The sequence below is a fragment of the Streptomyces sp. NPDC127177 genome (genome assembly GCF_042672475.1).
In the GTDB taxonomy this organism is placed as follows: domain Bacteria; phylum Actinomycetota; class Actinomycetes; order Streptomycetales; family Streptomycetaceae; genus Streptomyces.
This window is the reverse complement of sequence record NZ_JBHXUW010000016.1, coordinates 1-22264: the sequence shown is the minus strand read 5'-3', so window position 1 is coordinate 22264 and position 22264 is coordinate 1. Positions and strand designations below refer to the sequence as shown.

At 71.1% G+C, this 22264-nt stretch carries 21 protein-coding genes and 2 pseudogenes; 11 read left to right on the top strand and 12 right to left on the bottom strand.

All coding sequences use genetic code 11. The annotated features are described in order from the left end of the window. The first annotated feature begins 61 nt into the window (after nt 1–61). From ACFVJX_RS12460 to ACFVJX_RS12450, 3 genes are all read left to right on the top strand, one after another. Entirely contained in the window at nt 62–1582 is a 1521-nt protein-coding gene (locus ACFVJX_RS12460) for an aldehyde dehydrogenase (NADP(+)) (protein WP_384130969.1), read from the top strand. Beyond that, nucleotides 1579–2190, top strand: coding sequence for a DUF1349 domain-containing protein (locus ACFVJX_RS12455; protein WP_384130966.1), 612 nt, complete (start codon nt 1579–1581; stop codon nt 2188–2190). The genes ACFVJX_RS12460 and ACFVJX_RS12455 overlap by 4 nt, the downstream gene beginning before the upstream one ends. A 196-nt stretch (nt 2191–2386) precedes the next feature. Continuing rightward, nucleotides 2387–2917 carry a flavoprotein gene (locus ACFVJX_RS12450; protein ID WP_384131000.1) on the top strand — a complete coding sequence of 177 codons (531 nt, stop codon included), beginning with the start codon at nt 2387–2389 and terminating at the stop codon, nt 2915–2917. A 105-nt stretch (nt 2918–3022) separates the two neighbouring features. On the opposite strand, the gene ACFVJX_RS12445 is transcribed toward ACFVJX_RS12450, so the two are convergent. Next, nucleotides 3023–3709 (bottom strand): hypothetical protein, encoded by a 687-nt coding sequence (locus tag ACFVJX_RS12445; RefSeq protein ID WP_384130964.1) that lies wholly within the window; start codon nt 3707–3709, stop codon nt 3023–3025. 294 nt (nt 3710–4003) lie between these two features. Between ACFVJX_RS12445 and ACFVJX_RS12440 the strand changes: the two genes are divergently transcribed. The 4 genes from ACFVJX_RS12440 (at nt 4004) to ACFVJX_RS12425 (ending at nt 7603) form a co-directional block, all read left to right on the top strand. Beyond that, nucleotides 4004–4975 (top strand): polysaccharide lyase family 1 protein, encoded by a 972-nt coding sequence (locus ACFVJX_RS12440; protein ID WP_384130961.1) that lies wholly within the window; start codon nt 4004–4006, stop codon nt 4973–4975. A 111-nt stretch (nt 4976–5086) separates the two neighbouring features. Further along, complete coding sequence (locus ACFVJX_RS12435) at nt 5087–5578, top strand: GNAT family N-acetyltransferase (protein ID WP_384130959.1); 492 nt, start codon at nt 5087–5089, stop codon at nt 5576–5578. Between the two features lie 119 nt (nt 5579–5697). Beyond that, nucleotides 5698–6420 carry a DsbA family oxidoreductase gene (locus ACFVJX_RS12430; protein WP_384130956.1) on the top strand — a complete coding sequence of 241 codons (723 nt, stop codon included), beginning with the start codon at nt 5698–5700 and terminating at the stop codon, nt 6418–6420. A gap of 121 nt (nt 6421–6541) precedes the next feature. Next, nucleotides 6542–7603: an aminotransferase class V-fold PLP-dependent enzyme gene (locus tag ACFVJX_RS12425; RefSeq protein ID WP_384130953.1), complete on the top strand. Its 1062-nt coding sequence runs from the start codon at nt 6542–6544 to the stop codon at nt 7601–7603. A 34-nt stretch (nt 7604–7637) separates the two neighbouring features. On the opposite strand, the gene ACFVJX_RS12420 is transcribed toward ACFVJX_RS12425, so the two are convergent. Then, complete coding sequence (locus tag ACFVJX_RS12420) at nt 7638–8123, bottom strand: MarR family winged helix-turn-helix transcriptional regulator (RefSeq protein ID WP_384130950.1); 486 nt, start codon at nt 8121–8123, stop codon at nt 7638–7640. A gap of 156 nt (nt 8124–8279) precedes the next feature. On the opposite strand from ACFVJX_RS12420, the gene ACFVJX_RS12415 reads away from it, so the two are divergent. Beyond that, on the top strand, nt 8280–9350 hold the full coding sequence (locus ACFVJX_RS12415; protein WP_384130948.1) for an alkene reductase: 1071 nt from the start codon (nt 8280–8282) through the stop codon (nt 9348–9350). A 67-nt stretch (nt 9351–9417) separates the two neighbouring features. On the opposite strand, the gene ACFVJX_RS12410 is transcribed toward ACFVJX_RS12415, so the two are convergent. The 4 genes from ACFVJX_RS12410 to ACFVJX_RS12395 are packed head-to-tail and all read right to left on the bottom strand — an operon-like array spanning nt 9418 to nt 13602. Continuing rightward, entirely contained in the window at nt 9418–10452 is a 1035-nt protein-coding gene (locus ACFVJX_RS12410; RefSeq protein WP_384130945.1) for a LacI family DNA-binding transcriptional regulator, read from the bottom strand. A gap of 41 nt (nt 10453–10493) precedes the next feature. Continuing rightward, entirely contained in the window at nt 10494–11360 is an 867-nt protein-coding gene (locus ACFVJX_RS12405; RefSeq protein WP_384130942.1) for a carbohydrate ABC transporter permease, read from the bottom strand. Then, nucleotides 11357–12283, bottom strand: a complete 927-nt coding sequence (locus ACFVJX_RS12400) for a carbohydrate ABC transporter permease (protein ID WP_384130939.1) — start codon at nt 12281–12283, stop codon at nt 11357–11359. The genes ACFVJX_RS12405 and ACFVJX_RS12400 overlap by 4 nt, the downstream gene beginning before the upstream one ends. Then, a complete protein-coding gene (locus tag ACFVJX_RS12395) occupies nt 12280–13602 on the bottom strand; it encodes an ABC transporter substrate-binding protein (RefSeq protein ID WP_384130936.1) in 1323 nt (440 codons plus the stop codon). Before ACFVJX_RS12395 ends, ACFVJX_RS12400 begins: the two co-directional genes overlap by 4 nt. A 180-nt stretch (nt 13603–13782) precedes the next feature. Between ACFVJX_RS12395 and ACFVJX_RS12390 the strand changes: the two genes are divergently transcribed. Both ACFVJX_RS12390 and ACFVJX_RS12385 read left to right on the top strand, forming a co-directional pair. Then, nucleotides 13783–15828 (top strand): beta-galactosidase, encoded by a 2046-nt coding sequence (locus tag ACFVJX_RS12390; protein ID WP_384130933.1) that lies wholly within the window; start codon nt 13783–13785, stop codon nt 15826–15828. Further along, nucleotides 15825–16104, top strand: a pseudogene (locus ACFVJX_RS12385) (glycosyl hydrolase 53 family protein); the annotation flags it as partial. The gene ACFVJX_RS12390 and the pseudogene ACFVJX_RS12385, both read left to right, overlap by 4 nt. A 34-nt stretch (nt 16105–16138) precedes the next feature. On the opposite strand, the gene ACFVJX_RS12380 reads toward ACFVJX_RS12385, so the two are convergent. From ACFVJX_RS12380 to ACFVJX_RS12355, 6 genes are all read right to left on the bottom strand, one after another. Next, nucleotides 16139–17155: a VOC family protein gene (locus tag ACFVJX_RS12380; protein WP_384130930.1), complete on the bottom strand. Its 1017-nt coding sequence runs from the start codon at nt 17153–17155 to the stop codon at nt 16139–16141. A 100-nt stretch (nt 17156–17255) separates the two neighbouring features. Beyond that, nucleotides 17256–18149, bottom strand: coding sequence for an ectoine hydroxylase (gene thpD, locus ACFVJX_RS12375; RefSeq protein ID WP_384130927.1), 894 nt, complete (start codon nt 18147–18149; stop codon nt 17256–17258). Nucleotides 18150–18154: 5 nt separating this feature from the next. Further along, nucleotides 18155–18553 (bottom strand): ectoine synthase, encoded by a 399-nt coding sequence (locus ACFVJX_RS12370; protein WP_326595736.1) that lies wholly within the window; start codon nt 18551–18553, stop codon nt 18155–18157. Nucleotides 18554–18618: 65 nt separating this feature from the next. Continuing rightward, entirely contained in the window at nt 18619–19881 is a 1263-nt protein-coding gene (ectB, locus tag ACFVJX_RS12365) for a diaminobutyrate--2-oxoglutarate transaminase (protein ID WP_384130923.1), read from the bottom strand. Nucleotides 19882–19969: 88 nt separating this feature from the next. Next, nucleotides 19970–20500: a diaminobutyrate acetyltransferase gene (gene ectA / locus ACFVJX_RS12360; RefSeq protein WP_384130921.1), complete on the bottom strand. Its 531-nt coding sequence runs from the start codon at nt 20498–20500 to the stop codon at nt 19970–19972. A 318-nt stretch (nt 20501–20818) separates the two neighbouring features. Then, a complete protein-coding gene (locus ACFVJX_RS12355) occupies nt 20819–21925 on the bottom strand; it encodes a pyridoxal-phosphate-dependent aminotransferase family protein (RefSeq protein ID WP_384130918.1) in 1107 nt (368 codons plus the stop codon). Nucleotides 21926–22041: 116 nt separating this feature from the next. Here ACFVJX_RS12355 and ACFVJX_RS12350 point away from each other — a divergent pair. After that, a pseudogene (locus ACFVJX_RS12350) lies at nt 22042–22264 on the top strand (amidohydrolase); the annotation flags it as partial.

Sequence of the window (22264 nt, the reverse complement as noted above, 5' to 3'; positions counted from 1 at the left end):
GAACTCTGTTCAGAATACCGAACAACTTCTGATGTGTGGCAGTGGAGCGGAAGGAAACACGGTGGCAGCAGCACCAGTCTGGAGCGTCGACCCCCGCACCGGGAACCCGCGTGAGCAGGTTGCGGTGGAGGCTACAGCGGAGGAGGTCGACCGGGCGGTCCGGGCCGCCCATGCCGCACGTGCCTCGCTCGCCGACCGCACCGTGCGCGCCGCGTTCCTGCGGACCGCGGCCGATCTGCTCACCGAGGCCGGCGAGCACGTCATCGAGGCCGCCGACGCCGAGACGGCCCTCGGCCCGGCCCGGCTCACCGGTGAACTCGCGCGCACCGCAGCTCAGTTGCGGGCCTTCGCCGAAGTCGTCGACGAGGGCGCCTTCCTCGACATCCACATCGACCACGAGGACGCCACCCGCACCCCGCCGTGGCCCGATCTGCGCCGCTACAAGATCCCGCTCGGCGTCGTCGCCGTCTACGCGGCCAGTAACTTCCCGCTCGCCTTCTCCGTGCCGGGCGGCGACACCGCCAGCGCCCTCGCGGCCGGCTGCCCGGTCGTCGTCAAGGCGCACCCCGACCACCCCGCGACCTCCGAGCTCTGCGCCTCCGTGCTGCGACGCGCCGCCGCCCGGTCCGGACTGCCCGAGGACGTCGTCGTCCTGGTGCACGGCTTCGAGGCGGGCGTCGAGCTGGTCAGGCACCCGCTCGTCGGCGCCGCCGGCTTCACCGGCTCGGTGCGCGGCGGACGCGCCCTCTTCGACGCGGCGGCGGCCCGGCCCGCTCCCATCCCCTTCCACGGCGAGCTCGGCTCCCTCAACCCCGTCGTCGTCACCGAAGCCGCCGCCGCCGAGCGCGGCGAGCAGATCGGCGCCGGGCTCGCGGGCTCGATGACCATGGGCGCGGGCCAGTTCTGCACCAAGCCCGGATTCGTCCTCGCCCCGGCCGGCGAGAGCGGCGACCGCCTGCTGAAGTCCCTCACCGAGGCGGTCAGCGACACCGAGGCCGGAGTGCTGCTCGACCACCGGATGCGCGAGGCCTTCCTCGACGGAGTGCGCGAGCGCGCCGCACTCCCGGACGTGGACGCCCCGGTCACCCCCGGCGCGGGCGGCGAACACACCGTCGCCGCGGGCTTCCTGACCGTACCGGCGCGACTGCTCACCACCGAGGGCCCGCACGACGCGCTCCTGGAGGAGTGCTTCGGCCCGGTCACCGTCGTCGCCCGCTACGCCTCCGAGGACGAGATCACCGCCGTCCTGTCCCGGCTGCCCGGCAACCTCACGGCCACCCTCCAGATCGCCACCGACGAGGCCGACGGCAGCGCCGCCGGACTCCTCGCCGAGCTCACCGCGCTGGCCGGGCGCGTGCTGGTCAACGGCTGGCCCACCGGCGTCGCCGTCGCCCCCGCCCAGCACCACGGTGGCCCCTACCCGGCCACCACATCGACCTCCACCTCGGTCGGCGCCACCGCGATCGAGCGCTGGCTGCGCCCGGTCAGCTACCAGACCACCCCCGAGGCCCTGCTCCCGCCGGAACTCCGCGAGGACAACCCGCAGAGCCTGCCCCGCCGCGTGGACGGACGCCCCGCATGACCCTGCGACTGCCCGAACTCCCCTTCGCCCTGGAGCCGTTCGGCCCCGCGACGGAATGGGCCCACGAGGGCGGCGTACTGACCGGCCGCGCGGGCGCCCGGCAGGACCGCTTCGTCCCGCCGGGCGGCGAGAGCCTGGAATCCGTGAGCGACGCGCCCCGGCTGCTGGGTACCGCCCCCGAGGGCGACTTCCAGCTGATCGCCCGGGTGAAGGTCGGTTTCGCCGCCGCCTTCGACGCGGGGGTCCTCTACCTCCACGTCGGCGACCGGGAGTGGGCCAAGATCTGCCTGGAGCTCTCCCCGGACCGCCCCACCCTCTGCACGGTCGTCACCCGCGGCCACTCCGACGACGTCAACTCCTTCACCGTGGACGGCGACACCTACTGGCTGCGGCTGACCCGCACGGGCCGCTCCTTCGCCTGCCACGCCTCGCCCGACGGCGAGAAGTGGACCTTCGTCCGCGTCTTCGCCCTGGGCACCCCGGAGCAGTCGGCCGCCGCGTCCGTCGGCTTCCTGGTCCAGTCGCCGACGGGGGAGGGCTGCGAGGCCTCCTTCGACCACATCACCTACCGCCCGACCGGCCTCGCCGACCTCCGCGACGGCAGCTGACCCCCTTACGCGGCCCCGTGCCCCCGACCTCCGGTCACGGAGAGCGGGGGCACGCGCCCGCCCTGCCGTACCCTGCCGGGACCGCGTCCCTCCAGCCGTCGACCGGGAGCCCCGCGTGAACGATCAGCCTGGCCGGCAGGGCAAGAAGAGCGGGCAGAGCGAGAAGAGCCGGCAGAGCAAGGAGAGTGGGCAGAGCATGAGGCCCTTCCTGTACGTCGTCGTGTGCGCGGCCGGAATCGCCGCCGACGTCGGCAAGCTCATCACCGCGGCCCAGCGGGCGAACTGGGACGTGGGCGTCGTCGCCACCCCACAGGGCCTCGGCTTCATCGACGCCACGGCGGTGGAGACCATGACCGGTTATCCGATCCGTTCCGCCTGGCGCCGGCCCGGCGACCCACGGCCGCTCCCGCCCGCCGACGCGATCGCGGTGGCCCCGGCCACGTTCAACACGATCAACAAGTGGGCGGCAGGCATCTCCGACACCCTGGCCGTGGGCATCCTGTGCGAGGCCTACGGCTCCGGCATCCCCACCGCCGCCCTCCCGTACCTGAACGCGGCCCAGGCCGCCCACCCCGCCTACCGGCAGAGCCTGGACCGGCTGCGCGGCATGGGCGTCATGATCGGATCGCACGAACCCCACGAGCCGAAGGCCGCGGGCGCGGCCGACGGCTTCCGCTGGGAGGAAGCGCTGGAGCTGCTGACACCGAGGCTGCCGGGACCGGCCTGACGCGCTGGGCAGTGGCCTCGTACTCCGGGACGACGAGCCGCGGAGCGCCTGAGGCGCAGGACCTGCGCCCGGCGACCGGCGGACCCGGGAGGGCGAGGACGTCGGCTACTGGATCTTCGCGGTGATGGTCCGGACGAACTCGGGGAGCACATCGTCCCGCCAGACGAAAGGTGCTGGGGCCGGTGTGCCCTTGAAGGTCACGGTGGTCTGCCCGCCCACGGTGAACAGCAGCGGGCCCTTGCGGCAGTTCCAGTTGCCCTCGGCGAGGCCGGTGACGAGACAGCGATCCGCGCCCCCCGCACCTTCGGTGATCTTGGTCCCCCGCGCGACGCGACCGGCGTAGCGGACGATCAACTCGGGGTCGGCCACGGCCTCGATGCGGAACCAGAACTGGGTGGCGCTGTAGGTCTCACCCGGAAGGCGCATGCTGTAGAGGCATTGGCCGGCCTCGGACCTGTCGCTCTCTTTCCACGAAGGGTCCGCGGCGAACTCCTTGACCGACAAGGCGTTGACCGGGCTGCTCTCCTGCGCGATGTCCTTGGCGCCGGGCAGGATGGCCTCGACCTCCTCCCGGCCCACGAACGAGCATGCGTCCGGCCACCGGTTCGGGGCCAGGACCGCCCCGTCCTTGAGCGCGGGAAAGGTGACGGTCGTATCCCGGGGGGCGGCCTTGCCTATCGCGACATCGTCCTCGAAGAGCGCGTTCGTACTGAGCAGGAACGCCAGCAGGACGATATTCGAGACCAGCAGAATGCCCACCAGGGTGAGCACTGCGGCTCTGTTCTTCAGCATGGCGGCCGATTCTTCACGAGGCGCGAGCCGGTTGTCGACCGCATTGGCCGCACCGGGCACGCGTATGTGTCGACTTCCCTGCGCAGCACGGCCTTGACGGTGGTGGCGCCCGGATCCCCTCGCCCGGTGGTGCGGCAGCGCGGAGCTTCGGAGATTACGGCCCCGACCCGGCAACCCCCGGGCTCCCGGCGGCGACAACCGAGGGACAGCGGCTCGCACGCGGACGCCTCGCGCCGCGCACACAGCCGCTCAGTACCGCACCCTCCCCGCACCTCGTCGTACCGAAGGGACATCATGCGCACCCACCTCCGCAGTCGCAGTCGCGGTCTCGCCGCCCTCGCCGCCGGAACAGCCGCCGTCGTCGCCGTCGCCGTGCTTCCGGGCTCCGCCGGGGCCGCCGAAACATCTCCCGTGGGATACGGGGCCGGTACGACCGGTGGCGGCAGCTCCTCCGCCGTGACGGTCACCAGCCTCTCCGCCTTCAAGACGGCCGTGACGGGCACCGCCGCCAAGACGGTGAAGGTCAGCGGGATCATCTCGCTGAGCGGCCAGGTCGACATCGGCTCCAACACCACCGTGCTCGGCGTCGGTTCGTCCTCCGGGTTCACCGGGGGAGGGCTGCGGCTGAAGAACTCGACGAACATCGTGATCCGCAACCTCAACATCAGCAAGCCGGTCGCCCCCGCCGACGGGATCACCGTGCAGAAGTCGACCAGGGTGTGGATCGACCACAACACCTTCTCCGCGGACCGCGACCACGACAAGGACTACTACGACGGTCTGCTCGACATCACCCACGCCTCCGACCAGGTCACCGTCTCCTGGAACACCTTCAAGGACCACTACAAGGGCAGCCTGGTCGGCCACAGTGACAGCAATGCGAGCGAGGACACCGGGCACCTCCACGTGACCTATCACCACAACTACTTCAACAACGTCAACTCCCGTATCCCCAGCCTCCGTTTCGGCACCGGGCACTTCTACGACAACTACGTCGTGGGCGCCTCGACGGCCGTGCACTCGCGGATGGGGGCGCAGATGCTGGTGGAGAACAACGTCTTCCGCAGCACCGGGGTCGCCATCACCACCATCCGGGACAGCGACGACGACGGTTACGTCGTGGAGCGCGGCAACGACCTCGGCGGCGCGGCCACCGAGATCTCGCAGGTCGGTTCGTTCACTCAGGCGCCGTACTCGTACACCGCCGAACCGGCCTCGTCCGTCGTCTCCTCGGTGACCGGCGGGGCGGGCGCCGGCAAGATCTAGCGGGTCCGCACCCGTGGGCCGTGTCCCCGCCCCCGCAGGGCAGGGGCACGGCTCGCCCAGCCGGGTGGCGGGAGCCGCAACCCCCGGCTGACCGGACGCGTCCCCATCACCATGATCCGAACTGCGACGCCCGCCGATCTCGACGCGATAGTCCGCCTGCACACCGAGGCACGCGCCACCTACTACCGGGGCCATCTGCCCCAGGAGGAGTACGCGGGCGAGGAGGAGGTCGGTCGCAGCCGGGGCGGCTGGGCCCGCGCCATCGACCGGGACGACGCCACCGTGCTCTGCGCCGAGCGGGACGGTGTCCTCACCGGGATCGCGGCCCACTCGGCCCGCGATGGCATCACACACCTCAGCCAGCTCCATGTGGCACCGGCCCACTGGCGTGAGGGTGTCGGCACGGAGCTGCACGACGCGTGTGTGGCGGCCTGGCAGCGGGACGGGGTGGTGGAGGCCCGCCTGGAGGTGTTCGTCCACAACACCCGCGCCCAGTCGTTCTACGCGGCCCGCGGCTGGACCCAGGATCCGGACCACCCCCGCGCGGGCACCCATCTGGTGCTGCGGCTGGAGGTGCCGGCCGGTCCCCGCCGCGACGTGTAGGGGCGCCGCTCGTTCGCCGGCTCCGGGGAATGACCTGCCCCGGACACGCGTTCCCAGGGAGCGGAGGGTGCCTCCGTGCCGTGCGAGCGGCCGCCCGAGAGCTGGAGAGAAGAAGAGTCATGCGCGTCGAGATCTGGAGCGACATCGCCTGCCCGTGGTGCTACATCGGCAAGGCCCGTTTCGAGAAGGGCCTGGCAGGGTTCGCCCACCGCGACGAGGTCGAGGTGGTGCACCGTTCCTTCGAGCTCGACCCGGGGCGCGCCAAGGGCGACAACGGGCAGGTCATCGACATGCTGGCGCAGAAGTACGGGCGCACCCGTGAGGAAGCGCGGGCCATGGAGGCGAACGTCGCGGCCAACGCGCAGGCCGAGGGGCTCGGCTACCTCACGGAGGGGCGCGACTACGGCAGCACCTTCGACATCCACCGGCTGCTGCACCTTGCCAAGGCCCGCGGCCGTCAGGACGAGCTGTTGGGCCTCGCCTACCGGGCCAACTTCGCCGAGGAGCGGTCCGTCTACGACGGGGACGTGCTGATCGAGCTGGCCGCCGAGGCGGGGCTGGACGCCGACGAGGCGCGGGCGGTGCTCGCCGACCCGGAGGCGTACGCGGACGAGGTGCGTGCCGATGAGCGGGAGGCCTCCGAGCTGGGCGCCAACGCGGTGCCGTTCTTCGTGCTCGACCGGCGGTACGGGATCTCCGGCGGCCAGCCCGCCGAGGTCTTCGCACAGGCGCTTGAGCAGGCGTGGCAGGAGCGCCCGCTGACCACGGTCGGCCAGGACGACGCCGCGGCGTGCGACGCCGACGGCGCGTGCGAGGTCCCCCCGGCCGACGGCAAGGGCTGATACGCGGCCCGGCCCGACGCAAGGGTTGATCGGCGACCGTCCGCACACATAAGCATTTCTTGGGGATGCCCCTTAACTATTGGTAATTGACTATGGGTTGAGGGGCCCTCAGGCTGGACGCATGATGATCTCTTCGCTCAGCCGTGCGGTCGACGCCGAGTTCGCGCCGGAGACCGCCTACCTCAACACCTCCAGCTGCGGGCTGCTGCCCCGCCGGACCGTCGACGCGGTGAAGGCCCTCGCCGAGGAGAACGCCACGGGCCGCCGGGAGGGCGCGGGCGATTTCGGGGCGGCGGACAGCGCCCGGGACGGTTTCGCGCGGATCGCCGGTGTCGGTCCCGGGCGGGTCGCACTCGGCAGCTCGGTCGCCGTGCACGTCGGCCTGATCGCCTGCTCGCTACCGGCCGGGTCCGAAGTGCTGGTGCCCGAAGGTGAGTTCAGCTCGGTCGTCAGCCCGTTCGCGGTCCGTGGCGATCTCCGGATGCGGTACGTCCCGCTGACGGAGCTGGCCGACGCGGTACGCCCTTCCACCGCGCTCGTCGCCTTCTCCTCCGTCCAGTCGGCCGACGGCCGGCTCGTCGCTCTGGACGCGGTACGGGCCGCGGCGGCCGCCCACGGCGCCCGTACGCTGCTGGACGCCACCCAGTCGGCGGGCTGGCTCCCGCTGGACGCCGGGGCGTACGACTACACGGTCACCGCCGGCTTCAAGTTCCTGCTCTGCCCGCGTGGCGCCTCCTTCCTCACCGTGACGGAGGAGGCGCAGCAGTCCCTGCCCGCCGCACACGCCGGCTGGCTCGCGGGGGAGGACCGGTGGGGCGGCACCTACGGGCCGGTCGGGAAGCTCGCGTCCGACGCCCGCCGCTACGACGAGTCGCCCGTGTTCCTCGCCTATCACGGCGCCGAGCACTCCCTCGCGCTGCTGAACGAGATCGGTATCGGTGCCGTCCACGAGCACGCCACCGGGCTCGCGGCCCGCTTCCGGTCCGGTCTGGCCGGGCTGGGGCGCGAGGCGGTGCCGGGGGAGACTGCCGTGGTCGCGGTGCCCGGACTCGGGGGCCGGGCTGCGGAGCTGGCGCGCGCCGGAGTGGTGGTCTCCGACCGGGCGGGCAATCTCCGGGCGGCCTTCCACCTCTACAACACCGAGGCCGATGTGGACCGCGCGCTGGACGTGCTGGCGGGCTGAGCCGGCTCGCGGGCGGGTGCGGGGGCCCGCGCGGTCAGCGGCTCTCCGGGCAGTCCGCCGTCTCCCGGCAGAGGTTCTCCTCGACCTTGGCCAGCAGCCGGGCCAGCTCCTCGCGCTCGCCGCCGTCCAGCCCCGCGAGGGTGTGCTCCTCCAGATCCGTCCAGGCCCGCTCCACCTCGGAGAGCAGGGCGCAGCTGTTGTCGGTGGCCTCGACCAGGACGGCCCGGCGGTCGGCCGGGTCGGGGCTGCGGCGGACGTGTCCGGACTGCTCCAGGCGCTGGAGCATCTTGGTGACCGTGGACGGATCGAGGTCGACCGCCTTGATCACCTCCGACTGGCGGACCGCGCCCGCGTCCCAGAGGTACATCATCAGGAACTCCTGGCCCGGGTAGAGGCCCGCGCTCTTGAGCAGCTTGCCCGCCGTGATCCGGTGGAGCCGTGCGACCCGTGAGACGGCATGGCTGACGGGGCCGCCCCGGGCGGCGCTCGGCAGCTCGGTACAGGCGGGTTCGGACTTCATCGGGACTCCTCGGGGCGGTGCGCGGTGGGCCCCGGCCGGCTCCACCGCCGGCCCGGAGGGCTGACCCACGACTTTACCTTGGCCGGCCAAGTAATGAGTTACAGTGGCACACGTCGCAGATACTTGGCCGACCACATAAGTTTCCGGGAGCTTCTCATGACCACCGCATTCGACCCGTTCGATCTGGCCGGTACACAGCTCGCCAACCGCATCGCCCTGGCGCCGATGACCCGTAGCCGGGCGGGCGATGCCGGCATACCGACGGAGCTGACCGCGGAGTACTACGCGCAGCGCGCCTCGGCCGGGCTGGTCATCACCGAGGGCGTCCAGCCCTCGGCCGTCGGCCAGGGCTACCCCAGCACCCCCGGTCTGCACAGCGAGGCGCAGGTGGCCGGCTGGCGCAGGGTCACCGACGCCGTGCACGCCAAGGGCGGCACGATCTTCGCCCAGCTCATGCACGCCGGCCGTATCGGCCACCCGGTCCTGCTGCCCGACGGTCTCACCCCGGTCGGCGCCTCCCCGGTCGCGGCGGCGGGGCAGGTCTTCACCCAGGAGGGCGCGAAGGACTTCGTCACCCCGCGCGAGCTGACCGGCGCCGAGGTCCGCGCGACGATCGCCGATTTCGCCACCGCCGCGCGCAACGCGGTGGACGCCGGGTTCGACGGGGTGGAGCTGCACGGCGCCAACGGCTATCTGATCCACCAGTTCCTGGCGCCCAACTCCAACCTGCGCACCGACGAATGGGGCGGCTCAGTGGAGGGCCGCATCCGGTTCGCCGTCGAGACCGTGCGCGCCGTCGCCGCCGAGATCGGCGCCGCGCGCACCGGAATCCGGATCTCGCCCGGAAACGCGTTCAACGACATCGACGAGCCCGCACCCGATGCCACCTACAGCGCACTGGTGCGGGCCATCGAACCGGTCGGACTCGCCTATCTGCACATCGTCGAGGCCAAGGCCGCGGACCGGGCGCTGACCGCCACCCTGAGCAAGGAGTTCAACGGCACGATCGTGCTCAACCCGGCGACCGACGGCTCCACCGGACCCGAGTCGCTCGCCCTGGTCGAGGAGGGCGTGGCCGACATCGTCTCCTACGGCGCGCTGTTCCTGGCCAACCCGGACCTGCCGGACCGGCTGCGGGCGGGCGGCCCGTACAACACCGCGGACCGGGCGACCTTCTACGGGGGCGACCACCGCGGCTACACCGACTACCCCGCGCTGGAGGTGTGAGAACCGGCCGTCCGGCCCCGGTCCCCGGCCCCCCGCCTCCCGGCGCCGGGGGCCGGACCACCGGCCCTCACGCCGATTCGCGGCGGACCAGCTCGGTGGGCAGTATCACGGCGGCCGGGTCGTCCCCGCCGATCTGGGCCAGCAGCACCCGGACCATCTCGGCGCTGATCCGGTCCCACGGCTGACGGATCGTCGTCAGCGCGGGCCGGGAGGCGAGCGCGGCGGGGGAGTCGTCGAACCCGCCCACCGCGACATCGTGCGGCACGTCGCGCCCCGCCTTCTCCAGCGCGGCCAGCACCCCCTGCGCCATCAGGTCCGAGGCGACGAACACCGCGTCCAGGTCCGGGGCCCGCTCCAGCAGCAGCGCGGCGGCCGTCTCGCCGCCCGACCGGCTGTAGTCGCCCGGCACGATCAGCGCGTCGTCGACGGGCAGTCCGCAGTCGGCCAGCATCTCGCGGTAGCCGGCCAGCCGCTCCACACCGCCCGGGGTGTCCAGCGGGCCGCTGACCGTACCGATCCGCCGGCGCCCCGACTCGTACAGGAAACGCACCATGTCCCGGGCGCCGTCCCGGTCGTCGGCCGCCACGTAGCTGACCTTCGAGCCCTGGCCGAGCGGTTTCCCGCAGGCGACCAGGGGCACCCCGGCCTCGTGCAGCTGGGCGGCGACCGGATCGCCGGAGTGACTGGAGACCAGCAGGACCCCGTCCACATGGCTTGCGATGTACCGCATGTTGCGGCGGCGCTCCGCCTCCGTACCGGCGATCATCAGCAACAGCGGGATGTCGTGCGCGGCGAGCGCGCTGGTGCAGCCCCGCAGCAGCACATTGAAGTTCGGGTCCTCGAAGAACCGTTCCTGGGGCTCGGTGAGCAGGAACGCCACCGAGTCGGAGCGGCCCGTGATCAGCGACCTGGCGTGCCGGTTCACCGTGTAACCGGTCTTGCGGATGGCGGAGTTCACCGCATCGAGCGCGGCCGGGCTGACGTTGTGACCGCCGTTGAGCACCCGGGAGACCGTGCCGCGCGAGACCCCGGCCTCCCGCGCCACGTCGTGGATCGTCGGCGGCCGGCGGCGTCCCGTACCGGTCTGTTCTGTGCGGCTCATGGTGCGTGATCTTTCGTCAAGTGACGTCCTGGCGGGGCCCGTCAGGACTTTACGGCGCCGGAGAGCAGGTCGAGGCTCCAGAAACGCTGAATGACCAGGAACAGAGCGATCAGCGGGACGATCGCCAGCAGCGCCCCCGTGATCACCAGGGTATAGAGGGCCGGAGTGGTGGAGCCCTGCTGGAGGAGGGTGTAGAGCCCGAGCGTGACCGGGAACTTCTCGTCGTCGCCGAGCATGATGTACGGCAGCAGGAAGTTGTTCCAGACCGCGACGAACTGGAAGAGGAAGACGGTCACCAGGCCGGGCAGCATCATCGGCAGCGCGATCGTCCGGAAGATGCGCCACTCGCTGCCGCCGTCCATCCGCCCGGCCTCGATCACGTCGCCCGGCACGGCGGCCGCCGCGTAGATCCGGGCGAGGTAGACCCCGTACGGGGAGAGGATCACCGGCAGCAGGACCGAGAGGTAGGAGTCGGTCAGGTCGGCCTCGGCCAGCAGCAGGTACTGCGGTACGGCGAGGATCACCGGCGGCATCAGCACACCGGCCAGCAGGATGTTGAAGACGCTCTCCTTGCCGCGGAAGCGGTACACGGCGAGCGCGTACCCCGACACCGCGGAGACCGCTGTCGACAGCAGCGCGCCCACACCGGCGTAGAAGGCCGAGTTGGCCATCCACTTCCAGTACACGCCGTCCCGGTACGCGGAGAGCTCGGAGACGTTGTCCGCGAAGCCGGAGCCGGGCAGGAAGGTGAAGGTGGAGAACAGCTCGCTGCCGGACTTGGTCGAGGCGACCAGGACCCAGGCGACGGGCAGCAGGCAGTAGAGGGCGCCGAGCAGCAGGGCCGCCGTCGGCACCACGGAGAACCGGCGGGGGCCGGCCGGCAGCGGCCGGACGATCTGCGTGCTCACTGGGGGTCCCCCTGCTTCGTACGGGAGTTGGCCGCCCGGAGGAAGCCGAAGGACAGGGCCAGGGTGGCGACGGCGATGATGACCGCCTGCGCGGCCGCCGCGTAGATGTCGTTGTTGACGAAGGCGTCCTGATAGACCTTCATCAGCGGACTCCAGGTGGTGGAGAGGGAGTTGGTGAGCGGCTTCAGCGTGGTCGGTTCGTTGAACACCTGGAGCGTGGCGATGATCGAGAAGAAGAACGTCAGCACCAGCGAGGGCGCCACCATCGGGATCTTGATCCGGAACGCGATCTGCCACTGCGAGCAGCCGTCCAGGCGGGCCGCCTCGAAGATCTCGGCGGGGATCGCCCGCAGCGAGGTGTAGATCACGATCATGTTGAAGCCCGTGCCGCCCCAGACCGCGATGTTGGCCAGGGCGAGATAGAGCGGTCCGCCGTCGAGCAGATCGGGCTGCGGCAGACCGGCCCTGTCCAGCAGGAAGTAGAACGGACTGACGTCCGGCAGGTAGAGGAAGCCCCACATCAGGGCGGCGACCACACCCGGGATCGCGTACGGGAGGAAGATCGCCAGCCGGGTGAAGCCGCGCAGCCGGATCCGTTCGGTGTCCAGGAGCAGCGCGAACAGCAGGGCCAGGCCCAGCATCACCGGGACGACGATCGCCCCGTAGCCGAGGATGCGCAGCGCGCCGTGCAGCAGCTCGGAGTCGGAGAGCGCGCCGGTGTAGTTGGCGAGGCCGGCCCAGATCTCCTTGCGGGCGCCCTTGCCCAGACCGAGTCCGCTGACCTCGGTCCGGCGGAAGCTCAGATAGAGCGCGTACCCGATGGGCAGGGCGAAGAAGAGCAGGAAGAGCGCGGTGGCGGGGAGCAGGAAGGCGTACGGGGCGCTCTTGACCCCGTACGGCCTCCGGCGGCGGGCGCGTGTCACTCGGAGACTCCGAAGCCCTGCTTCTTCAGGTCGGCGACCGTGGCGTCCTGCATGGCGGTCAGGGCCGGGCCGAAGCCGGACCTGCTCTTGGCAGCCCCGGCGAAGTTGTCCTTGAAGGCGGTGTACGCGACGTTCACGTTCGGGCCCCAGGCGGCGGGCGCGGTGCCCTTGGCTATCTTGGCGGCCTCGGTGTAGAAGTCGGGCTGGTTGGCGAAGTACGCCGGGGGCTTCGCCAGCGCGCCACCGGTCTGGGCGGCGGTCGCGGCGGGGTAGATGCCGCTCTCCTTCACCAGGGCGCCGAGCGCGGCGGTGTCGGTGTTCAGCCACTTCGCGAACGTGGCCGCCGCCTCCTTGTGCTTCGAGTCGTTGGTGACCGCGGTGGAGGAACCGCCCCAGCTGCCGGTGACGCTCTCGCCGGACTTCCACTGGGGGAGCGGGGCCATGGCCCACTTGCCCGCGGTGTCGGGGGCCGCGGTCGTCAGGGTGCCCGGCGCCCAGACGGCGCTGACCCAGGCGATCTGCTTGCCGGTGTTGAGCGCCTTGTTCCAGGCCGGGGTGTACATCGGCTGGTTGTCGATGGCGCCCTCCTTGACCAGACCGCCCCAGAAGTCCGCGACCTTCCGCGTGCCCGGCTCGTCGATGGCGACCTTCCACTTGTCGCCCGCGGTGGTCCACCACTGCGCACCGGCCTGCTGGGCGAGGCCCGCGAAGAGACCGGAGTCGTTGGACGAGAAGGTGGTGAGGTCCTTGTCCGGGGCCTTCTTCTTCAGCGCACGGGCGGTCGCGGCGAACTCGTCCCAGGTGGTGGGCACCGACAGGCCGTACTTCTTGAACAGGTCCTGGCGGTAGTAGAACATCAGCGGACCGGAGTCCTGCGGCAGCGCGTACAGGGCGTCCGAGCCCAGCGTCGTCTGCTGCCAGATGCCGTCGGCGAACTCGTCCTCGGCGTCGCCCGCCTCCTCGGAGATGTCGGCGAGCACGTCGTTGGAGACCAGGGTGGGGAGCGCCTGGTACTCGGCCTGCACCAGGTCGGGGGCCTTGTGCGCCTTCGCCGCGGTGATGATCTTGGTGACCAGGTCGTCGCCGGAGGCCTGCTTCTTCACGGTGACCGTGATGCCGGCCTTCTTGCCCTCGCCCTTGTTCCAGATGTCCGCGACCTTGTCGAGACCGGGGGCCCAGGCCCAGTAGGTGAGCGACACGGGCCCGGAGGCGGCCGGACCGTCCCCGCTGCTGTCGTCGTCCGACGAGCCGCAGCCCGTGAGCAGGGCGGTGGCGGCGAGCGACGCGGCCGCGGACACCGCGACGATGCGGTACTTCATGGATTTCTCCCCTGACGAGAAGCGAGGGTGCAGCGCCGGCATGCGCTGTGAGCGTTCACAGTAGAGAAACGAATCCGACACTTGTCAATGGTTGATGCTGTGCGCTTATGTTGGCTCAGCGCCACCGAGAGTGTGTGTGCACGTTCCCAGAAGTTGTACCGAAGAGCCCAGGAGACGCCCATGCCGCACACCCCTCGCGCTACTGCCCCGCAGGGTCTGCACCAGCTGGCCTTCGGCGGCGACTACAACCCCGAGCAGTGGCCCGAGGAGGTCTGGCACGAGGACGTACGCCTCATGCGGGAGGCCGGGGTGACCATGGTCAGCGTCGGGATCTTCTCCTGGGCGCTGCTCGAACCCGAGCCGGGCACATACGACTTCGGCTGGCTCGACCGGCTCCTGGACCTGCTGCACGTCAACGGCGTCCGCGCCGACCTGGGCACCCCCACGGTCGCACCGCCCGCCTGGTTCTACCGCGCCCACCCCGAGGCCCTGCCGGTCAGCCGGGACGGCGTCCGGTACGCCTTCGGATCACGTGGTGCGATCTGCCACAGCAACCCCGACTACCGCGCCGCCGCGGCAAACATCACCGAACAGCTCGCCCGCCGCTACGGGAAGCACCCCGCGCTCGCCATGTGGCACGTCCACAACGAGTACGGCGTCCCCGTGAGCGCCTGCTACTGCGACAGCTGTGCCGGCCACTTCCGCCGCTGGCTCACCGGCCGGCACGGTGGCGTCGACGCCGTCAACGAGGCCTGGGGCACCGCCTTCTGGGGCCAGCGCTACCGAAGCCTCGACGAGATCGACCCGCCGCGCACCACCCCGACCGTCGGCAACCCGGCCCAGCAGCTCGACTACGCCCGCTTCGCGGACGCCACCATGCGCGAGAACTTCCGCGCCGAACGCGACATCCTGCACCGGCTCGCCCCCGGCGCCCCCGTCACCACCAACTTCATGACCGCGCTCAGCCAGTGCGACTCGGTGGACTACTGGGCCTGGGGCCGGGAGGTCGACCTCGTCACCAACGACCACTACCTGATCACCGACGGCCGCCGCACCCACGTCAACCTCGCCATGGCCGCCGACCTGACGCGCTCGGTGGCGGGTGGCGCGCCCTGGCTGCTGCTCGAACACTCCGCCGGTGGCGTCAACTGGCAGCCCCGCAACCCCGCCAAGCGCCCCGGCGAGTTGGCCCGCAACAGTCTGGCCCACGTCGCCCGCGGCTCCGACGGCGCGATGTTCTTCCAGTGGCGGCAGTCGCGGCGCGGCGCCGAGAAGTTCCACTCGGCGATGCTCCCGCACGCCGGGACGGACTCCCGCATCTGGCGCGAGGTCTCCCGGCTCGGGGCCGATCTCGGCCTGCTGAACGGGATCCGCTCCACCCGGACCGTCGCCGACGCCGCCCTGGTCTGGGACTGGCAGTCCTGGTGGGCGCAGTCCCTGGAGTGGCGCCCGAGCCAGGACCACGACGCCCGCGAGCGCGCCGACGCGTTCTACGCCTCGCTCTTCGACCGCCACCTCACCGTGGACTTCGCCCACCCCGACGCCGATCTGTCCGGCTACCCCCTCGTCGTCGTCCCGGCCCTCTACCTCGCCACCGAGGAGTCCGGCCGCAATCTGCGCCGTTACGTGGAGGGCGGGGGCACGCTCGTGGTCTCGTACTTCTCCGGCATCGTGGACGCGGACGACGCCGTGCACCCGGGGCCGTACCCGGGCGCCCTGCGGGACGTACTCGGCCTCACGGTCGAGGAGTTCTCCCCGCTCGCCGAGGGCGGCACCGTCCGCCTCATCACCCCGGAGGGCGCACCCGATGGGCCCGAGCTGACCGGTGACCTCTGGTCGGACGTGGTGATCCCGCGCGGCGCGGAGACGGTCTGGTCCTACGCCGACGGGCTCGCCGCCGGGCGGCCCGCCGTCACCCGCCACCGCCTGGGCGACGGCACGGCCTGGTACGTCTCCACCCGGCTGACCGGAGGCGGCCTGGACACGGTGCTCGACCGGGCCTGCGACGACGCGGGCATCGCGCCCCGCACGGAGCTTGCGCGCGATGTCGAGGTCGTGCGCCGGGCGGGGGAGGGCGGTACGTACGTCTTCGCGATCAACCACACGGAGACGGAGGCGAAGGTGCCGTTGGAGGCGGCCGGTACGGAGCTCCTCACCGGCGAGACGGCCGAGCGGCACGTCGTGGTGCCGGCGGGGGCGGTGCGCGTGGTCCGGGTGGGGGGTTAGGCGCGGACGTGTACGACCACACCCACGACGTGCTCGACGCCCTCGAGGCACAGGGCGCCGCGGCCGACATGGTCCAGATCGGCAATGAGATCAACGCCGGGATGCTCCGTGTACTGGGAGCCCGCCCGGACCGCCGTCAGCGGCGGCGGCTGGGACCCGGCCGAACCGGCGTCCGGCAACGCGTGGGAGAACCAGGCGCTGTTCGGATACGACACGAAGCTGCTCCCGGCGGCGAGCTGGTTCTCCCACCGGTGGACGCCGAGGACTGTTCCGTAGTCCCGCGTGCTTGCCAGGGGTTACGGGACAGCCCTCAGGCCTCTTCCAGCGGGGCCCCGTGCCACCTCCACGAGGTCACGCGCTCACGGCCCGGCAGATCCGCACGGCCGGTGGACCACAGCAGCACGGTCCACCGGTCGCCGTCCTCCGGGGCGTCCGGGAAGAGCCGCGCGAGCACCCGGTCGCACAGGTCCCCGGACGGCGTCCAGGCGATGCCCAGGCCCTCGGCGAGGTCATGGGTGTGCACCAGGGTCTCCACGATGCCCATGGCCGCGAAGCCCTCCGCGTCCGACACCCCGAACCCGTGGTACGAGCGGACGTCCGGAGCCGTCGTGCGCACCATCGCCGCCAGCAGCGCGCCGCTGGCCTCCAGGGTCTGGAGCAGTCCGGCCGTACCGGCCGCCGGGTCCGCGAAGATCGCGTTGTGCGGGCCGCCCGCGCGCCGCGGCTTCCAGTCGTACGGCACCTCGTTCGCCAACGGCGGTGACTGCGGGCCGAGTTGAGCCGCGTAGGCGAAGAGGTCGTCGCTCAGGTGCTCCACGGTCTCCCAGCAGTCCCAGTCGAGCGTCCCGGCCGGAATGTGCCAGTCCTGCTCCGGGGACGCCCCGAGCGCGGCGACCGCGAGCCGCACCGCCGACGTGACGTCGTCCGCGGTGACCGGGGACCGCGTACCCGTCAGCGCGGCCCGCTCGCGCGCACCGCACTCCACGCAGAACTCGTTGCCCTCGGGGTCGGCCAGCGTCACCCAGCCGCGCCCGTCCGCCCGGCGGTGATCGCCGACGAGGGTGGCACCGAGCGCGAGCAGCCGTTCGACCTCCTCGTCCCGGGTGCGGTCGTCCGGCTGGATGTCGAAGTGGACGCGGTTCTTGGCGCCCTTGGGCTCCGGCACGGTGACGAACAGCAGGGCGGTACCGGGGGTCCTGACCAGTGCCTCGGGGTCGCCCGGGAAGTCGTCGTCGGCCAGGGAAGCGCCCAGCGCGGCGGCCCAGAACGAGCCCAGCGCGTAGGCGTCGGCGCAGTCGACGGTGACGTGGTGTACGTGTGAAGTCATGGACCTCACTCTCACCCGCGGCCCGCACGGGGTCCAGCGGGTTATGACGGCGGCGGGGGCGAAACGGCGTACCGTTCCACCCCCGCCGCGTCCCGAGCGTCTACTTCACCGGTGTGAAGTCCCGCGCCCCGATGAACTCCGGGCGGCGGATCGGAGCCGCGAAGGGCTCCTGGGCCGAGTTCTCCACGCTGTTGAACACGATGAAGACGTTGCTGCGCGCGTACGGGGTGATGTTGTCCCCCGAGCCGTGCATGCAGTTGCAGTCGAACCAGGTCGCCGAACCCGCCCGGCCCGTGAAGAGCTTGATGCCGTGCCGGTCGGCCATCTTCGTCAGCGCCTCGTCGGACGGGGTGCCCGCGTCCTGCATCTGGAGCGACTTCTTGTAGTTGTCCTTCGGCGTCTCACCGGCGCACCCGAGGAACGACTTGTGCGAGCCGGGCATGATCATCAGCCCGCCGTTGGTGTCGTAGTTCTCGGTCAGTGCGATCGAGACGGACACCGCCCGCATGTTCGGGAGACCGTCCTCGGCGTGCCAGGTCTCGAAGTCCGAGTGCCAGTAGAACCCGGAGGCACCGAAGCCCGGCTTGACGTTGATCCGGGACTGGTGGACGTAGACGTCCGAACCGAGGATCTGCCGGGCCCGGCCCACCACACGCTCGTCGCTGACCAGCCGGGCGAACACCTCGCTGAGCCGGTGGACCTCGAAGACCGACCGTACGTCCTGGGACTTCGGTTCGATGATCGAGCGCTCGTCGGCCCGTACCGCCGGATCGGCGATCAGCCGCTCCAGCTCGGCGTGGTAGCCGGCCACTTCGTCCGGGGTGATCAGCTGGTCGACGGTGAGGAAACCGTCGCGCTCGAAACCCTGGAGGTCCTTCGCGGCGACCGGACCCGGTGCGCCGGGCGCGGACCAGATGACCGGGTCCTGGCGGGGAGTGGTCATCTCGGCGGCGCCGCGCGATGGGTACAGGTCGGCGCGTACATCAGTGGTCATGGTGCTCAGCCCTCCTCGGTCAGCAGCGGGTAGACGCCGTTCTCGTCGTGGTCCTCCCGTCCGGTGACGGGGGGGTTGAAGACGCACACGCAGCGGAAGTCCGTCTTGGGACGCAGCGTGTGGTGCTCGTGCCCGTTCAACAGGTACATCGTGCCGGGGGCGATCCAGTGCTTCTCACCGGTCTCGTCGTTGGTGAGCTCTGCCTCACCCTCCGTGCAGAGCACGGCCTCGATGTGGTTGGCGTACCACATCGACGTCTCGGTGCCGGCGTACAGCACGGTCTCGTGGAGTGAGAAGCCGACCTTCTCCTTGGCGAGCACGATGCGCTTGCTCTCCCAGGTTCCTGAGGCGGACTTCACATGCCGGTCGGTGTTCTCGATGTCACTGAACGATCGGACGATCACGGTGGGTCGGTGCCTTTCTCTCTGCAGCGGTGTATCTCATCGGGCCCGCCCGGGGCGGCCCCGGGTCAGGCGGTCTCGCGGACGCATCGGGCCAGCGTGCGCAGGCCCTCGTCCAGTTCCTCGGGGGTGATGGTCAGTGGCGGCAGCAGCTTGACGACCTCGCTCTGCGGGCCGGACGTCTCCAGGAGCAGCCCCAGCTCGAACGCGCGGGCGCAGACGGCCGACGCACGCGCCGGGTCGTTGAACTCCAGGCCCCACACCAGTCCGCGGCCGCGGAACTGCGCGGTCGGCTCCTCGCCGCAGATCGCCAGCATCGTCTGCTCGATCTGCTCGCCGCGGGCCAGCGTCTGCTTCTCCATCTGGCCGTCCGCCCAGTAGGCGTCGAGCGCGGCGGCTGCGGTGACGAACGCCGGGTTGTTGCCGCGGAAGGTGCCGTTGTGCTCGCCGGGCTCCCAGATGTCCAGCTCGCCCTTGAAGAGGCAGAGCGACATCGGCAGGCCGTAGCCGCTGATGGACTTCGACAGCGTGACGATGTCCGGGACGATGCCGGCCTCCTCGAAGGAGAAGAAGCCGCCGGTGCGGCCGCAGCCCATCTGGATGTCGTCGACGATCAGGAGCATGTCCTGGCGGTGGCACAGTTCCTGGAGCGCGCGCAGCCACTCGGCACGGGCGACGTTGATGCCGCCCTCGCCCTGGACCGTCTCCACGATCACGGCGGCGGGCTTGTTGAGCCCGGAGCCCTGGTCCTCAAGGAGCCGCTCGAACCAGATGAAGTCGGGGACCTGGCCGTCGAAGTAGTTGTCGAACGGCATCGGCGTGCCGTGCACCAGCGGGATACCGGCGCCGGCGCGCTTGAAGGCGTTGCCGGTGACGGCCAGCGAGCCGAGCGACATGCCGTGGAAGGCGTTGGTGAACGAGACCACGGACTCGCGGCCCTTGACCTTGCGGGCCAGCTTCAGGGCCGACTCGACGGCGTTGGTGCCCGTCGGGCCGGGGAACATCACCTTGTACGGCAGGTCGCGCGGGCGCAGGATGACGTTCTGGAAGGTCTCCAGGAAGGCCCGCTTGGCGGTGGTCGCCATGTCGAGGCCGTGGGTGATGCCGTCGCGCTCGATGTAGTCGATCAGCGCGCGTTTCAGCACCGGGTTGTTGTGGCCGTAGTTGAGTGAACCGGCTCCGGCGAAGAAGTCGAGGTAGGAGTGGCCGTCCTCGTCCGTCAGACGGGCGCCCTGCGCGCGGTCGAACACGGCGGGCCAGCCGCGGCAGTAGCTACGTACCTCGGACTCAAGGGTCTCGAAGACACTCAGGGCGGGCGGGGTGATGGTCACAGCGGGTCTCCTGCGTGAGGGGGTGTGACGTGCGGCGGTAGAAGGGGACTGCGACGGGCCGCGGGGCCGCGTCGGCGCAAGTGCGCGCTCAGGCGTGGAAGGGGCCTATGCGGTAGAGCACTTCCGGCAGATGAGTGCCCTCCGGGAACAGGCCGCCGTCGAAGAGCACCTCGTGTTCCAGTGCCACGTCGTGGCGCTGGGCGTAGGAGGTGAACAGGCGGTCCGATGCGGTGTTGTCCGGCGTGATCGTCGTCTCGACCGAGGCGAGGCCCTGGTTCGCGGCGACCCGTGAGGTCAGCGCGTCCAGCAGCTTCGCTGCCAGGCCGGTGCCGCGGTGGCCGTGGTCGACGGCCACCTGCCAGACGACGAGCGTCTCGGGGCGGTCGGGCCTGATGTACCCCGTCACGAAGGCGACCGGGCTGCCGGTCTCGTCGCGGGCGACCACGGAGGTCGCCGCGAAGTCACGGCACCACAGCAGGTAGCTGTACGAGGAGTTGAGGTCCAGGACCTTGGAGTCGCGGGCTATGCGCCAGATCGCGGCTCCGTCCTCCACTCGTGGGGCGTCGATGGTGATGAATTCGCTTCGGGCACTTGCAAAATCTGCTGGTGCGGCGGTCATGGGAATTCAATTTACCTAGCAAATTTCGAAATTGCATCGAGGAGAGGGGTTGGGTGAAGCGCCCTTCTGTGCTATCACGCGGGTGCGCGCCCCAGCGTGAATCGGCTCCACTTTCTTCCTATTTGACCCACATTTATCGGGCAAAACGACCTCGGTGTGGAGTCGGTCACAACGTCGTAACTCTCCTGAGACGTGATCGAATTCGTGCGAAGCGCCCGCTGAAAACTGGGGTGTTTAGCCCTGGGGAAAGCGGGCAGAAGAATGCGGGGAGCTGTTCTCGATAAGAGAGCTCCCCGCATTCTTGGATGGTGCCTGAATTTATTCGCTGGGCCAGGTTTCCGAGACCGCCTTGCGGGCAGCTTCGAAATCGACCTGCCGGCCGTCATCGGCCAGCGCCGACCCCAGAGCCGCGAGCGAGGAGAGCACCGCGCCCCGCGTCGCATCCACCCCGTAGTGATTGACCCGGATCATCTCCCCGGCCAGCGCGCCCCCGCCCGCGATCAGCGGCAGCGACGGGTCCGCGGCGAGCGCCCGCGCGACCAGCCCCGCGGCGTCCACGCCCTCCGGAGCGCGCAGTGTGGTCGCCACCGGCGCCGCGTCCCTCGCCTCGTGCACGTACGGGGTCAGTCCGCCGCCCAGCGCGAGCGCGCCCGCCCGGGTGGCCGCGGCAGCCGCGGTGTGCCGCCCCGTGAGGGCGTCCAGCCCCTCCGCCTCGATCCGCTCCGTACACGCCTCCAGCGCCAGCATCTCCAGCTGGGCCGGCGCGTGCGGCAGCGCCTTGCGGCCACCGTCGATCCAGCGCTCCTTCCAGTCCAGCAGCGACAGGTAGGAGCGGCGCGGGGCCTGCGGGTTGGCGGCGAGCCGCTCCCAGGCGCGGGCGCTCACCGAGACGGCGGACACCCCGGCCGGGCCGCCCATCGCCTTCTGCGCGCCGATCACGCACAGGTCGACGCCCCACGCGTCGGGCAGCAGCGGCTCGGCGCCCACCGATGCGACGGCGTCCAGCATGAACAGCGCCCCGTGCGCGCGTACGACCTCGCCGATCTCCGCGACCGGGTTGGTGTTGCCGGTCGCCGCCTCGGCGTGGACCAGCGAGACGAAGTCGATCTCCGGGTGGGCGGCCAGCGCGTCGGCGACCTGGGCGGCGGTGACCGCCGTGTGGAAGGGCACATCGAGGTCGACGACCTCGGCGCCGCAGTCGCGCAGCCAGTTGCCGAAGGTCTGGCCATAAGGACCCGTGACCACGTTCAGCGCGGTGGACCCGGGGCGGGCGCCGCCCCGGATGCAGCCTTCGAGGGGGAGCAGCGCCTCGCCCTGCATGATGACGACGTCCTGCTCGGTGGCGAGGAGACCGGCCACCCGCCGCTCGATCGCCGCGAACTGCGCGGGTGTGAGCGGAGCGAGGTCGAGGAAGGGGTGCGTCACGGTGGTGCTCTCTTCGGGATCGGATCGGTGTGCGGCCGGGCCTGCGGACCCGGCCCGCACCGAGGGTACCCAGCACCTCGCGGACGGTCCTCGGGGTGCCTCGTACAGTGCTGCCCATGAGTGATCACGAGGCGCCGCGGGTGCTGCATGTGAAGGGGCGGGTGCTCGTCGGCCCCGAGGACGTCAGAGATGAGCTCTGGGCGGTCGACGGCCGCGTCACGTACGCGCGGCCCGCCGGCGCGGACGCGGCGACGGTCGTCACCGGGTGGGCGCTGCCGGGACTGGTGGACGCCCACTGCCACGTCGGGCTCGACCACCACGGGGCCGTCGACACGGCGA